General features: G+C 38.4%; 13 protein-coding genes and 2 riboswitches. Of the genes, 8 read left to right on the top strand and 5 right to left on the bottom strand.

Annotated features, from left to right (window positions below):
• Positions 1-4: 4 nt before the first annotated feature.
• Positions 5-376, bottom strand: a complete 372-nt coding sequence (locus SJW71_RS09815) for a (2Fe-2S) ferredoxin domain-containing protein (RefSeq protein WP_322611905.1) — start codon at positions 374-376, stop codon at positions 5-7.
• Between the two features lie 146 nt (positions 377-522).
• Positions 523-705: riboswitch (cobalamin riboswitch) on the bottom strand.
• A 244-nt stretch (positions 706-949) separates the two neighbouring features.
• Positions 950-1133: riboswitch (cobalamin riboswitch) on the top strand.
• Positions 1134-1277: 144 nt separating this feature from the next.
• Between SJW71_RS09815 and SJW71_RS09810 the strand changes: the two genes are divergently transcribed.
• From SJW71_RS09810 to SJW71_RS09790, 5 genes are all read left to right on the top strand, one after another.
• Positions 1278-2024 carry an energy-coupling factor ABC transporter permease gene (locus SJW71_RS09810; protein ID WP_274793568.1) on the top strand — a complete coding sequence of 249 codons (747 nt, stop codon included), beginning with the start codon at positions 1278-1280 and terminating at the stop codon, positions 2022-2024.
• A 1-nt stretch (position 2025) separates the two neighbouring features.
• Positions 2026-2298: an energy-coupling factor ABC transporter substrate-binding protein gene (locus tag SJW71_RS09805; protein WP_274793569.1), complete on the top strand. Its 273-nt coding sequence runs from the start codon at positions 2026-2028 to the stop codon at positions 2296-2298.
• 5 nt (positions 2299-2303) lie between these two features.
• A complete protein-coding gene (gene cbiQ / locus SJW71_RS09800; protein ID WP_341386513.1) occupies positions 2304-3077 on the top strand; it encodes a cobalt ECF transporter T component CbiQ in 774 nt (257 codons plus the stop codon).
• Positions 3074-3916, top strand: a complete 843-nt coding sequence (locus SJW71_RS09795; RefSeq protein ID WP_407134328.1) for an energy-coupling factor ABC transporter ATP-binding protein — start codon at positions 3074-3076, stop codon at positions 3914-3916. The genes cbiQ and SJW71_RS09795 overlap by 4 nt, the downstream gene beginning before the upstream one ends.
• A 92-nt stretch (positions 3917-4008) precedes the next feature.
• Positions 4009-7509 carry a S8 family peptidase gene (locus SJW71_RS09790; RefSeq protein ID WP_431812062.1) on the top strand — a complete coding sequence of 1167 codons (3501 nt, stop codon included), beginning with the start codon at positions 4009-4011 and terminating at the stop codon, positions 7507-7509.
• 91 nt (positions 7510-7600) lie between these two features.
• Here SJW71_RS09790 and SJW71_RS09785 read toward each other — a convergent pair whose 3' ends face one another.
• Together SJW71_RS09785 and SJW71_RS09780 are read right to left on the bottom strand one after the other, a co-directional pair.
• Positions 7601-8041, bottom strand: coding sequence for a GNAT family N-acetyltransferase (locus SJW71_RS09785; RefSeq protein WP_274793573.1), 441 nt, complete (start codon positions 8039-8041; stop codon positions 7601-7603).
• 119 nt (positions 8042-8160) lie between these two features.
• Positions 8161-9249 carry a glycosyltransferase family 4 protein gene (locus SJW71_RS09780; protein WP_431812061.1) on the bottom strand — a complete coding sequence of 363 codons (1089 nt, stop codon included), beginning with the start codon at positions 9247-9249 and terminating at the stop codon, positions 8161-8163.
• A 251-nt stretch (positions 9250-9500) separates the two neighbouring features.
• Between SJW71_RS09780 and SJW71_RS09775 the strand changes: the two genes are divergently transcribed.
• Genes SJW71_RS09775 through SJW71_RS09765 form a run of 3 tightly spaced genes read left to right on the top strand, consistent with a single transcriptional unit; the run spans position 9501 to position 12025 of the window.
• A complete protein-coding gene (locus SJW71_RS09775) occupies positions 9501-10100 on the top strand; it encodes a glycosyltransferase family 2 protein (protein WP_312507256.1) in 600 nt (199 codons plus the stop codon).
• A 42-nt stretch (positions 10101-10142) separates the two neighbouring features.
• Positions 10143-11171 carry a polysaccharide biosynthesis protein gene (locus SJW71_RS09770; RefSeq protein ID WP_322611902.1) on the top strand — a complete coding sequence of 343 codons (1029 nt, stop codon included), beginning with the start codon at positions 10143-10145 and terminating at the stop codon, positions 11169-11171.
• Entirely contained in the window at positions 11168-12025 is an 858-nt protein-coding gene (locus tag SJW71_RS09765; RefSeq protein ID WP_322611901.1) for an SDR family oxidoreductase, read from the top strand. Before SJW71_RS09770 ends, SJW71_RS09765 begins: the two co-directional genes overlap by 4 nt.
• A 48-nt stretch (positions 12026-12073) precedes the next feature.
• Here SJW71_RS09765 and SJW71_RS09760 read toward each other — a convergent pair whose 3' ends face one another.
• Both SJW71_RS09760 and SJW71_RS09755 read right to left on the bottom strand, forming a co-directional pair.
• Complete coding sequence (locus tag SJW71_RS09760) at positions 12074-12826, bottom strand: alpha/beta fold hydrolase (RefSeq protein WP_274793578.1); 753 nt, start codon at positions 12824-12826, stop codon at positions 12074-12076.
• 25 nt (positions 12827-12851) lie between these two features.
• The gene (locus SJW71_RS09755) at positions 12852-14090 is read right to left on the bottom strand and encodes a DNA polymerase IV (protein WP_322611900.1); all 1239 of its coding nucleotides are present in this window, start codon (positions 14088-14090) and stop codon (positions 12852-12854) included.
• Positions 14091-14096: the final 6 nt, after the last annotated feature.

Below are 14096 nucleotides of genomic sequence, written 5' to 3'. Positions count from 1 at the left end.
GCTGTTACCCCTCTTTCACCTTTTCGATCCCTTTAATGGCTGTCGTTTGTGCTGTACGCTGTAATGTACCTTCCCGAAGTGTAAAGACATGTTCGTTGTATAATGATTCATGATGTAAATCTTGTACGAGTATTCTTGCATGCTCTGTTGATGGCACTCGATACCAATTTCCTTGTGGATAGGCGATGACTACACAAGCATCCTTGCATCGTCCATTACAGCGCGTTCTTGTCGTATGTATTTCCTGATCGAGTGCTTGTCGCTGTATTTCATCTCGAATGGCTAAGGTAATTTCCTCAGCATCCTTTCTCATGCAGCTACTGCCATTGCAAATAAAGAGATGTGTTTTCATCCCCTCTAAATTCCATGTTGTCATCTTCTGTCTCCCCTCATTTGCTTTCTGGAAAAAGAAAAAACCCTCACTCTTAACGAAGAGTAAAGGTTTTGTAGAAGCCAAATAAAAACGAATAGAATAAAATACAGGTACTCGCTCTCGCTTCAACTTCTCCCTCCGAAAAGTTTGCATGCACAATCAAATAAGCAGGTTTCCTGACTTAAGCTTCATTTTACTATCGCACCTTCCCAAGTTTTCACCAGTGGTACCTGCGAATTCATCAGCTATTACAGTAGCGGGGGCTGTATTGGATTTTCACCAATTTCCCTATTATCTCGAGCTATTCGAGCACTTATTGACGTTTTATATGAAATTTATTATCTTCTTCAATTGTTTAGAAAACTGTCTCTATCATATCTTATTATTTTAAAATTTCAATATTTCTTTAAAAATTTATGACAAATTTATCAATTTTGCTCGAATCTTATTCTTTAAAAAACTAAGTTCTCCTTACTTCTATCTAAATTTTCTATATGGATATGCAATTAAAAATTTTTATATAAAAAAATCTAGCACAATTATGGAAATTTATGTTACACTTTGTCGTGAAATCTCACAACTTTATGTTTTTTCGGTGTAAAATGCTTGCCATTTTACTTAAAAGGGAAGCCGGTTTGAATCCGGCGCGGTCCCGCCACTGTAATAGGGAGCTTTATAGATAATGTCACTGTCCAATGATGGGAAGACCTATAAAGTGTTGAACTAGAGCCAGGAGACCTGCCGAAAAAAAGGTGATCGTTTCAACCTACGAGGATAGGTGTGCGGCTTAGCAGATGAGAATGATTTGCTTTTTTTAGCTATGCACTTTTCCAGCAGCGGAGAAGTGCTTTTTTATTTTACGCACGCTACATTCTTAAAAAACTAATCGTTAGGAGGAAAGCTTTTGACATTTTCATGGTGGAAACTTAGTTATTTTTTATTGGCCTTGTTAATCGTGCCAAACCGGGCCTTTGCTATGCATATCATGGAAGGCTTTTTACCCATTGAATGGGCCATTTTTTGGTGGGTCATCACGACTCCCTTTATTATTCTAGGATTGCGTTCCATTCGAAAAACAATGGAAGAAAACCCTGAAACAAAAATGCTCTTAGGGCTTTCAGGAGCCTTTGCTTTTGTGCTATCGGCCTTAAAGATCCCCTCTGTTACCGGGAGCTGCTCCCACCCAACTGGCGTTGGACTTGGAACAGTTTTATTTGGACCTTTAGCAATGAGTGTCATTGGGACGATTGTGTTATTATTCCAATCATTACTATTAGCGCATGGTGGTATCACTACTTTAGGAGCCAATGCCTTTTCTATGGCTATTGTCGGTCCGTTTATTGCTTACTTTGTTTTTAAAGGGGCTCAACAAATAGGGTTGTCATTTTCACTTGCCGTTTTCTTTGCCGCTATGCTTGGTGACTTAGGTACATATATTGTGACTTCTGTCCAACTAGCACTAGCCTTCCCTTCAGAGGTTGGAGGTTTTATGGCATCCTTTACAAAGTTCGCAGGAATTTTTGCCTTAACACAAATTCCGTTAGCCGTTAGTGAAGGAATTTTAACAGTCATTGTGATGAATTTCTTGAAAAAATACAATGTCAGCGAATTAAAAACTTTACGTGTTTTCTCTACAAAGGAGGCACATTAAAATGAAACGTAATGTATTGCTATTAGTGATTGTAGTGCTGTTAGCCATCATCCCACTGTTCATCCAAAAAGGAGCAGAATTTGGTGGTGCTGATGGAGAAGCAGAAGCTGCTATTGGAGAAATCGATGCAGAATATGAACCGTGGTTCGACAGCTTATGGGAGCCGCCAAGTGGTGAAATCGAAAGCTTATTATTCGTCCTACAAGCCGCTATTGGTGCTGGTTTTATTGGCTACTTCATTGGCTATATGCGCGGCAAACATAAAGAAGGTTAACCAACATGTTGCTCATTGATAAATATGCCTACCTCAATAAGCTAGCGTTCGTTCATCCACTTGAAAAAATGATCTTTTCACTTGGACTACTTCTAGTAACGCTTATCATGAAAGATGAAGGTCTTTCACTCATTACATTTTTTGTAATGAGTGCTTTTATCATTATAGGTGCGAAAATCCCGCTTAAATACTATATTAAATTACTATTACTACCAGCTTTTTTCTTGCTGACGAGTCTCGTATCCATTTTACTAGCTATTACACCTTCAACCACTGTCTTACCTGCGCATGTTTGGTCTTTCACGTGGATGGCTTGGACAATATTCATCGGGAAAGCAAGTGTCCTAACTGCGCAACACTTGTTCTTTATCGTTCTTGGCAGTATTAGCTGTTTATATTTTTTAATTTTGACCACATCCGTACAAGGAATTTGTTTTGTGCTACGACAATGGCGACTTCCCTCACTCCTAGTCGAGCTAGTAGAATTAACCTATCATTTTATCTTTATTTTTTTAGAGAGCATGCAAAAAATTCATCTAGCCCAGCAGGCCAGGCTTGGCTACCATTCACCTATGCAGTGGCTACGCTCTATATCTATGCTTATTGCGGCACTATTTGTTGAAATGTTTCAGCGTAGTCGAGAGCTCAACAATGCCATGCAGTCACGGGGTGGTGAAAGCGTTTATTGGCAAGAGACGAGCTCTTATAGCAAGAAAAACTGGCTAGGCATGGCCGTTATTTTTCTAGTGCTCATCGTTTATGGAGGATACTTCTCATGAAAAACTGTTATTTTGAACTAAATCAGCTGTCCTATGCCTATGCTGATGGAACGAAGGCTCTGACAGACATTACCTTACACATACCTAAAGGAAAAAAAATCGCCATCCTAGGTCATAATGGTGCTGGAAAATCGACTTTATTTCAGCATCTGAACGGCATCTTGAAGCCAACTGCTGGAACGATATTATTTGAAGGAAATAAGCTTCAATACAATCGAAAGGCATTAAAGGCACTTCGCCAGCAAGTCGGCATCGTTTTTCAAGATGCGGATCATCAACTTTTTTCAGGCACTGTCAAGCAAGATATCGCATTTGGACCGCTGAACCTTGGTTGGTCTACTGCAAAAGTTGAAGAAAAAATAGCATGGGCTGTTGCACAGACAGAAGTGGGAAATTTACTCGATAAACCGATTCATTTTTTAAGTGTAGGTCAAAAAAAGCGTGTGGCAATGGCAGGTGTGTTAGCGATGGAGCCCTCTGTCCTCCTGTTAGATGAACCAACAGCTGGTCTTGATAATTATTATTCTTCAAAAGTTTTACAAACTTTAGCTAAATTAGCAGACGGTAAAAGAACGATTTTACTGGCTACTCATGATCTCTCTCTTGCTTATGAATGGGCGGATCAAATTATTGTTATGGAGGGTGGATCAATTATTTATAATGGCGATCCTATCACCTTGTTTTATGATGAAGAATTGCTAACACAAGCTCATCTAGAACGACCATGGGTTTTAGAAATGGTCTTAGCATTACAAAAAAAGAAATTAGTGCAGGAAAGCATCCATATGCCCCGCTCTAAAAAAGATATAGAAAAATTAATTGACCAAATTGAATGCTAGAGAAAAATTTTCCTCAATTACGAAACTTTACTAATCTTTATTCGTATATGTATAGTCGAGACTAAATTTACAACCCCAAGGAGAGATAACAATTGAAAAGTTGGTTTAACAAATCTGTCGCAGTTGTAGCATCCGCTGCACTAATGGTTCCTACCGCTTCTGCCTTTGCTGAGACACCACAACATACAGCAAAAAATGTGCTGGCAAACAGTTCGAAACAAATAGAAAAGAATGAAGAAAAATGGATGAGCAAGGATACAATTGTTATCAAGCATTCAGGTCTTGATAAAAATGTACATAAAAAAATTGGCTCTAAAGTCATCCGCTCTATTCCTTCTTTAGGTTACGATGTAGTTCAACTGAACAAAGGGGTAACAATCGAAAAGGCCGTTTCATACTACTTAAAGCAAAACGGGATTAAAAGTGTATCCCCTAGCTATGTATATCATTCTTTCACTAAAGACATAGATCCAAAAAAACAAGAGATGTATCATTTAAGTCTACTGCAAATGGATCAAGCACTCCAATTAGCTGGCGATCATGATGTAAAAGTTGCTGTCATTGATTCTGGTGTCGATTTTAAACACCCCGATCTCAAATCTCAAGTACTCCCACCCTATAATGCAGCAGCACCTGCAAATGCTACTTATCCAGGCGACCATGGAACACATGTGGCGGGAATTATCGCCGCAGCAAAAGATAATGGTATTGGTGGACACGGGATTAATCCAAAAGCAAAGCTACTGCCAATTGATGTATTCAATGGCAAAGAGGGCGCAAATGATTTCATTATTGCACAGGGCATTCTCTATGCCATTGAGCAAGGTGCCGATGTCATTAATATGAGTCTAGGGGGCTATGGGGAATCTCCACTGATGAAGGAAGCTGTTCAGAAAGCCATTGATAGTGGAATAACAGTTGTGGCTGCTGCTGGAAATGAATCAACAGATGATTACTCCTTCCCCGCTTCATTCGAAGGTGTCATTAGTGTTGGTTCGACGAATGATCGCAACAAGCTATCAAGTTATTCAAATTACGGACCGTCCGTTGATGTTGTGGCACCTGGTGAGGAAATATATAGTACGGTTCATGATGGGAAAAAAGGTTCTTCCTTTGTCAAATTTAGTGGCACATCTATGGCATCGCCAGTCGTGGCAGGTATTGTCTCCCTTCTTAAATCAAAATATCCAAATTTAAAGCCGCATGAAATAGAAGCCATTCTGGAAATGACAGCACAAGATTTGGGCGAGAAGGGTTATGATCTTACGTATGGTCATGGGCTTGTAGATCCTGTAAAAGCATTACAGTTTGATTTAAATAAACTGCCTAAGCATTATTCAGAGACTAAGGAAAATCAGCTTAAAAATGCCAAAGTACTAGCTAAAAATAAGTTGAACACGGAACAAGGTGTATTTGAGCAACAGGACGAGATAAAATGGTACAAGGTTGAATTAGACCAGGATGAATATGCTCAGCTTACATTAAAAGGTGCTGATAAATATGATTATGCCTTTGACCTATATTTCTACCCAAATAGCGGGATTGGTGATGTAGAACCGATCAATGTGAATGATGTTCGTGTAGGTAAAAAAGAAGGATATTTATTTAAAGCAGATCAAAAAGGCACACTATTAGTTGGTGTTAAAGATCATAATGGCAGCTATAGCTTAAAAGGTAAATCTACTTATGTCTTTACAGCACAAACGACGAAGGACCTGCCAATCGATACATTGGATAAGTCTGCAATGGAGCCCATTAAAAAGTTCCCATATAGTACAGCAGGCAAAAACTATACCCTTCTGTCAAAAGATCAACAGCAAGATCAAGATTATTTCACGTTTTCTGTAAAAAAACCTACGACGTTAAAATTTGATCTTACTGGGATTCCAGGTGTTACCGCTTCTATGGAGCTTTATCTAAAAGATGACCTTTCTCCAATACCACCACAAGAAGCCGGCAAAGCTGAAAATGAGGAAGTTGAAGAAGAGGAAGCTTATCCAATACAATCTGCTTATGGTGCAGCGAAAGGTGAAGCAGTCAGCATGATAATCGATGCTGTTCCAGATCAAGAATACGTATTAAGTGTATCTAATGAGAGTAATAGTGAGTTTTCAATGGAGATGTTCTTTAGTGGTGGCATTGAAAAAGAGGAAACGATCAGTGAATCTATGATTCCTTACACATTAAAAGGTGAAGTGGTGACCCTTCCTCCTGACGAGGATGGACTACCTTTAGATGAAGCCATGTTAGAAGAAAACGTCCCAGAGGAACAAGTACCTATTTCACCAAGTAACATAAAAAAACGCAATGAAATGGATAGCCTGATGAGTATGTTAATGACACCTATGACGTCGGGCAATCTTGAAAATGTTGATCAAATTCTGAAACAGGCGATACGCTTTGATATCGGCGAAGATCAAAAAGCTTATTTCCAAACTGAATATGATGAAGATTTCTTCACATTTAAAGCGAAGGAAGACGCTCTCTTTAGTTTTAGCTTTAACAAAGGTACAAACCAAATGCCTACGGGTACAGTGTTTGAATATGACGAGGAAGCAAAGGAATTAATTCCGGTTTCTTCCTTAACAAATGATCTCGGCATTTTAGCACTACTACTTGGTTCAGCCGGTAATGAAAATGAAGCAAAGGTCATTCCATTAAAAAAGGACAAAACATATGTAGTAGCTGTTGTTAATGCTGGTGAACGTTCTGCTGATCCTTACACATTGAAAACTAGTAAAATAGGTGAAATTCCAGCAGATTATAATCCGGAAAATAATGAGGAAGCAAAAGCCCTCAAAATTCAACCGGGTACTACTTACAAAGATCATCTCATTTATTCAGATGATGTAGATTACTACTACTATAAGCAAGAAGGCAATGATGAAGTGATGAGCCTGCTTCTTTCTTCGGTTCCGTTTACAAATGAACAATTAGCGCAACTACCAAATGAACTGCAAAAAGACTTGAAATTTGCAGGAGCGATTATCGAGGATACGAACGGTAATATGAAAATTGATCCGAAGGAAATGGAAACTGAAGTTCCATTTGGACTTGGTGACAACATACTTGAAATGCTCCTTGGAATGATGGGAACAACTGATGTCAACACATCCTTTACGGCTAAAAAAGATCGAGGCTATTTTATCCTTGTTAACAGCATGGGTCTTGGTCAAGTGTCCGCTCAACCGTATACATTAACGCTGTTTGACCATAAGCGAGCAGACGAAGATGCCGATTCTAAATTAGTGAATGGAATCCCAACCAAACCATCTGCTCTTACGAAAAAAGAGGATCGATGGATCGCAAGTCAGTATTTAAATGCAGGTATCCCATTTGGTGATAAGGATTATTTTGAATGGAACAATGACCAAAAGCGCGACGTGACATTCTCTCTTCAAACAGAAAAATCACTAGATGGCGTCATCCGAGTGATCGATGCAAATGGAAAAACAGTCAAAACGCTAGATCTTTATGGGGCAGGAGATGCTGAGGTAGGTACAGTAGAACTAGATGCTGGTAAATACTATATTGAAGTCAGTGAATATTATGGTCAGGCAAGTACCCTACCTTATACGCTAGAAATTAAATAACCAACCTAATTTCCCCTAGATTATGATAGATCTAGGGGATTTTTAGCACAAAAAAGCATCCGTCCGTAGACAGGATGCTTGCTCGTTTATTTTACATAAAATATTTCACATAATTACAGTATTCATCTTGCTTCATGTGAAGTTTTTCATAAAGTTTACGCGCATTTACATTATCGGCTGCTGTTTGTAGCGTAACATAGCGAGCATCTTGTTGCTCACAATATTGAAATACCTGTTCCATCAATGCCTTGCCCACCCCTAGGCCTCTAGCATCTTCGGTTACATAAATATCATTGAGAATAAAGGCGCGTTGTAAAGCGACAGAGGAAAATGTTGGATATAATTGTGTAAATCCAATCACCCTACCATCTTCCTGCGCTACAAAAACAACAGACTCTTTTAAAGCCAATCGTAATTGTAAAAATGCCTTGGCACTACTTATATCTGAATCAATCCCATAAAATTGGCGATATTCATCAAATAATTTTGCTAAGTCTTCTAGTTCGTTCATTGTTGCTTGTAGTATTTCCATTCCTGTCTCCCCTTGTGTCTACCCATGATTGTCTAACCTATATTTCTAGAATCTATTATATAGGAAATAATGGTATAAAGAAAAGAATACTCCACTATTTAGAGAAAGAATATTTACGTTTATTCATCCAAATATACAGCAACCTTCTTCACAAGTTGCTGCCAGTTTAGTTCCTTTCGTGCAAATGCTTGCAATTCTACACAAGTATTTGCTAGCAATGCTTCCTGCTTCGTGACTTGCTGGAATGTCCGGCCAATACTTTCCCAGTCATGTGTCGGATGTATGGTGCCAAAACGTTGTTGCTGGGTTATATCATCAGCACCATCCACATCAGTTGTCACAATATAACAACCATTTTTAGCTGCTTCTACAAAAACATGTGCATAGCATTCAACTAGAGACGTTAAACAAAAGATTTTAGCCTTACGGTATTCCTCCTCTAATTTCACCCTATCATAAATGGGCCCTATGATAGTCACTTGCTTCGCAAGTGGATGACTATCCAGTATCATTAGCAGCTCCTGCTGGAATGTTGCAGACATCGGACCTACTAACCGAAGCTCCCAGTCTGGAATTTGTGCTGCTAGAAAAGCCCTAACAGCCAATATAGTTTGCTTCTCTGGCGAATCTAAGCGTCCCACCATTAAAATTCTATTTTCTTTTTCCTGAAACGGCACCGGCTCTGTGTAAAAATGCTCATAAAAGCCATTGGGCAGATGTTTAATTTCTAATTGTGAAAACTCTTGAATGGCCTTTTGAATAGATACACATTCAGAGGTGAGGAGATCACAGAGTTTTAGTAACTCTAGAAAATATGGATAGGTTTTTAATCGGTTTAGCCAAAATCGATTCACATCTAACTTCATATATATTTTCCCATCTGGATGATAGTGCTTATAGGTCTGGAGAATAGGAAGGTAGGATGGATAGGGACCGATAGCGAATACTATGTCGATCTCTTTTGCATGCTTCACTAAATAGGCATTCATATTCGCCACATAGTCAATGCCAAATGGGACATGTTCAAATTTCACATTAGGAAAAGATTGTTGAAGTAGGGCGTCGTTCATCTCTGTTGTAACAATACTCACTTCATAGCCTAAGTAGTCCCCAAGTAAAATAGGTACAAGGCATAAATCTTTGAAAATATGTGCATCGGAAAGTTTATAGGACTCCACGCTACAAATAAAGGCGATCTTTTTTGACATCGTATCCCTCTTTCTAATAAAGCACTCTAACTAGTTTATGTCCCCCCCTGTTAAACGTGCACAACTTAGTAAATTTTCGCCCTTAGCAGCACATTTCTCTAGTAAAAGAGCTTGATAGATGTAAAAACTACTCTCTCAAAAGCTTCTAAAAACAAGCATTGGCCTACAGTCACACTATATTCACGCATATTGTATTAAAGAATCCGCTCGGTTAAGTAACTCTACTAATTATGAAAGAATGGAGGGATCACATGAAAATCAGCTTTTTATCACCCGCATTTAATAGTGAAGAATGGATCTTAACAATGCTTGACAGCATTCCAAAAGAATATGCCTATGAAATTATTGTTGTAGATGATGGTTCCACTGACAATACATTAGCTATTTTACAAGACTATCAAAAAAACTGTGCGGCTTTAAAAATTATCGTTCATCCAACAAACCTAGGCGCGAGCGTTGCATATAATCGGTGTATTGCAGAGGCAACAGGAGACTATATAGCCATCATTGATAGCGATGATCATTATTTGCCTGCCATTCGCAACGTACTCGCACAGGTAGATGGTGAGTTTGATATTTATTATTACAACATGATTATAAAAAATGGCTATGGATTTATTAAAGATGAATCCAACCGCTACTCATTACCTGGTCAGTTTAAAATCATTCGAAGAAGTTTTATCGGTGATGCTAAGTTTACCATTCGGAAAGATATTGCGGGAGATTGGGATTTTAACTGTGCACTCATGGATAAAAATCCAACTTGTAAATATACAAATGAATTTGCCTACTGGTACAACTATCCTAGGGAAAACTCTGAATGTGATTTGCATGAAAAAGGCCTGAAATAAAATGATCCTAATCAACATACAGGAGGTGCTACAAACCATACAATGTTTACAGATAAAATATTACTGATTACAGGAGGCACTGGTTCTTTCGGTAACGCAGTTTTAAAGCGATTTCTAAATACTGATATTAAAGAAATTCGAATTTTTTCAAGGGATGAGAAAAAACAAGACGATATGCGTAAGCTCTATCAGCATTCGAAAATAAAATTTTATATTGGGGATGTCCGTGATATACAAAGTATTCACAACGCTATGTATAACGTAGACTATGTATTCCATGCCGCTGCGCTTAAGCAAGTTCCCTCCTGTGAATTTTTCCCTTTAGAAGCTGTGAAAACCAATATTTTAGGAACCGACCATGTATTAACTGCCGCCATCCAAGCAAGTGTGAAAAAAATCATTTGTCTATCAACAGATAAAGCAGCCTACCCTGTCAATGCAATGGGGATTTCCAAAGCAATGATGGAGAAGACGTTTATAGCAAAGTCTCGAATGGTTGATCCTCATCAAACGCTTATTTGTGGCACTAGATACGGCAATGTCATGGCTTCACGAGGCTCGGTGATTCCATTATTTATCGAACAAATAAAAGCAGGAAAACCTTTAACGATTACTGATCCAAATATGACACGTTTTATGATGACTCTTGAGGAGGCAGTTGAATTAGTTATCTATGCTTTCTCACATGCACAAAATGGAGATATTATGGTACAAAAATCGCCCGCTGCAACTGTCGAGCATTTGGCACAGGCTTTACTTGAAATTTTTCAGGCAAACAATACCATTCAAATTATCGGGACACGGCATGGGGAAAAAATGTATGAAGTATTATGTACAAAAGAAGAAGCAGCAAAGGCCATTGATATGGGCAAATTTTATCGCATCCCAGCGGATAATCGGGATTTAAATTATGGAAAATACCTCGAGGAGGGCTCTCCAAAAATTACTTTAACTGATGAATATAACTCTAACAATACACAACGATTAAGTGTGGCTGATATTAAAGAAAAATTATTAACATTACCTCTTATTCAAAAAGAGCTTCTCCATTGGACGGGAGGAACACCATGAAATTTTTAGTGCTCGGTGCTACCGGTATGGCTGGCCACACCATTGCTATCTATTTATGGGAACAAGGGCATGAGGTAACAACATACTCTAGAACTTCTTTCCCATTCGGACACAATATAACAGGTGATGTAACCGACTCCAATTTTTTACGATCCCTGCTGCAAGACAATGATTTTGATGTCGTGATTAATTGTATAGGTGTTTTAAACAATGCTTGTGATGCAAATCCCGCGCAAAGTATTTTGCTAAATAGCTATCTACCACATGCGATTGTAGCTCTCCTAGAAAATCAACAAACAAAGCTTATTCATCTAAGCACAGACTGTGTCTTTTCAGGGCAGAATGCCCCTTATCATGAAAAAAGTATGCGAGACGGGGAGACCTTTTATGATCGCACAAAAGGGTTAGGTGAAATTGAGCGAAACAAGCATTTAACATTTCGTAATTCGATTATTGGTCCTGATTTAAAACAAAACGGCATCGGATTATTCAATTGGTTTATGCAACAAGATGGCCCTATTAATGGTTATACAGGTGCTATTTGGACTGGTGTCACAACAATTACATTAGCTAAAGCCATTGAACGTGCTACCTATGAAGAACTAACAGGGCTCTATCATCTCGTCCATACTTCGAATATATCAAAATATGAACTTCTTCAGTTATGTAACCGACACTTTTTGGATAGTAAACTGGACATTCTCCCCTATCAGCTTGTTAACGTGAATAAAACATTACTAAATACAAGGAACGACTTTTCCTTTGTTGTCCCAAGCTATGAAGAAATGATTGTTGAAATGAAGGAATGGGTGCTACAGCATAAAGATTTATATCCACACTATTTTCGTAAATAATTTCGTATAAACTCCATTATGTGGAAGGTTACTCATAATGGAGTAGTTCTATTGAATCTCGATTCCCTCAGGTAAATGACCCTTTTGAATCCAATTTTCTACAAAATGGTTGAAAAATGCAGGCTTAGCTAACGATACTCCATGACCTATGTTAGTCAATAACACACCGTTGCTATTGGGATGACTGCGAACTAGTTCTATTGCTGATTTTTTCATAATACTTTTCTCTTTGTTTCCAACTGTTATTAAAATTTTCCCTTGGGCTTTGCGAAAACCGGAGGGAATGGTAAACGACATATTTTCCTGTAAAACTCGAACTAATGTATTGACAGATATAGCTGAACTTTCACGATAATAGCGTTCAAAATAATGGTCATCGATATATAAAGATTTCGCTTGGAGTTTCGCGAATGTTTTATTTTTTATAAGCGGAAATGTCAGCCGAATGAGCGGTGGTAGCATCCATTCTAATACAGGAGAAGGAAGAACAAGCGCACTATTAATGATGGTAAAATCAATTAAACTTGGATTTATACTTAGCATTTGAATAGCTATTTGAGCTCCTAACGAGAAACCTATTACTATAATGGGCTTACCATTAGCTTTTTCTTCAATTAGCAGTAGCAGCTCTCTAGCACTTTGCTCAATGGAAAAAGAGGATTGTGACATAAGCTCTGGTACTACACAGTAATAATTGGTAAAATACTGAATTTGCTGATCCCACATCCAGCCCCCAACACCCCCACCATGAATAAACATCATGAACGGATTATTAGTATCGCCATATTCCTTGTAGTACATGTTTACACCCGCTTTCATTCACTCTTTAATCATGGTCATCTAAAAAATCTTTACTGAAGCTTGTTTGTGATTGATAAGATGACCGTTTCCCTAGATCTACTCCTCGTTTTATAATCCCCTTGCCAAAACGCCCCTCAATTTCATCGACTATTTTGAGAATAGGCTCATCTTTTACATGCTCTTGATAATTAAAAATCGATAATTGCTGGGTATAGTCCTTACGATCCACCACATTGGAAACTGTTACACCTAGTAATCTTACTGGAGATTCATCCCAATGCTTATCAAATAATGCACAAGCAATATCATAAATTTCTTCAAAACGATAAAGGACATTGGACATTGTTTTTGAACGCGTGTGATTATGCCAATCTGCATCACGTATTTGAATACTGATCGTAGAACCAGCTAAACGTTTGGCATCAAGGCGTTCTGCTACTTTTTTACATAGCCCTTCAATCGTCTTATGTAGTGTGCGAATATCTGTCACATCTTCTGGTAATGTTGTTGAATTTCCTACGCTCTTCGTATCAAAAATCGCCTCGGGATCAACTACTCTATGATCTATCCCATTGGCCCTTGCTCGAAGTCGCACACCATTCTTCCCTAAAATTTGCTTCATCTTAAACTCTTCTGCTTGAGCTAAGTCACCAATTGTAAAAATACCATGTGCATTTAATTTTTTTGCTGTACTTGCCCCAATACCATGCATATTGACAACCTCACGATGCCATAGCTGCTGTTCAATATCACGTATCCGTAAAATGGTTATACCCATCGGTTTTTTCATATCAGAAGCGGTTTTCGCTAAAAATTTATTGGGTGCAATACCGATGGAACAAGGTAAATCAAGCTCCGCTAACATACGCTCTTGTATTTCCTGGGCAATACTTAACGCATGTTTTTCCTTACTTAACTCTGTAATATCCATGTAGCCTTCATCGATTGAAACAGGCTCTACTAAAGGAGTATAGCTACGCAAAATCGTAAACATTTCTTTAGATGCTGCTCGATATTTTTGAAAATCCGGAGGCAATAACAAGAGCTCAGGACATTTACGTTTTGCTTCATGGACTGTCATTGTTGTATAAATACCGAGAGCTCTTGCTTCATAGGAACAGGTTACTAAAATGCCACGGCGCTCCTTTGGGTTACCTGCGATTGCGATGGGCTTGCCCTTTAAGCTAGGATCATGTGCCTGCTCCACTGAAGCATAGAAACTATTCATATCCACATGTAAAATTACACGTCCTTTATGAGTCATGTTAAA

Origin of the sequence: Lysinibacillus sp. FW12, assembly GCF_050817245.1 — a bacterium.
Lineage (GTDB): Bacteria > Bacillota > Bacilli > Bacillales_A > Planococcaceae > Lysinibacillus > Lysinibacillus irui.
The sequence above is the reverse complement of the archived record's forward strand: the minus strand, read 5'-3'. Positions and strand labels throughout refer to the sequence as shown.

Bases quoted from the DNA above. Each gene is read 5' to 3' on its own strand.
- SJW71_RS09815 (WP_322611905.1), bottom strand. From the start codon at position 376: ATGACAACATGGAATTTAGAGGGGATGAAAACACATCTCTTTATTTGC.
- SJW71_RS09805 (WP_274793569.1), top strand. From the start codon at position 2,026: ATGAAACGTAATGTATTGCTATTAGTGATTGTAGTGCTGTTAGCCATC.
- cbiQ (WP_341386513.1), top strand. From the start codon at position 2,304: ATGTTGCTCATTGATAAATATGCCTACCTCAATAAGCTAGCGTTCGTT.
- SJW71_RS09795 (WP_407134328.1), top strand. From the start codon at position 3,074: ATGAAAAACTGTTATTTTGAACTAAATCAGCTGTCCTATGCCTATGCT.
- SJW71_RS09785 (WP_274793573.1), bottom strand. From the start codon at position 8,041: ATGGAAATACTACAAGCAACAATGAACGAACTAGAAGACTTAGCAAAA.
- SJW71_RS09780 (WP_431812061.1), bottom strand. From the start codon at position 9,249: ATGTCAAAAAAGATCGCCTTTATTTGTAGCGTGGAGTCCTATAAACTT.
- SJW71_RS09775 (WP_312507256.1), top strand. From the start codon at position 9,501: ATGAAAATCAGCTTTTTATCACCCGCATTTAATAGTGAAGAATGGATC.
- SJW71_RS09770 (WP_322611902.1), top strand. From the start codon at position 10,143: ATGTTTACAGATAAAATATTACTGATTACAGGAGGCACTGGTTCTTTC.
- SJW71_RS09765 (WP_322611901.1), top strand. From the start codon at position 11,168: ATGAAATTTTTAGTGCTCGGTGCTACCGGTATGGCTGGCCACACCATT.
- SJW71_RS09760 (WP_274793578.1), bottom strand. From the start codon at position 12,826: ATGTACTACAAGGAATATGGCGATACTAATAATCCGTTCATGATGTTT.
- SJW71_RS09755 (WP_322611900.1), bottom strand. From the start codon at position 14,090: ATGACTCATAAAGGACGTGTAATTTTACATGTGGATATGAATAGTTTC.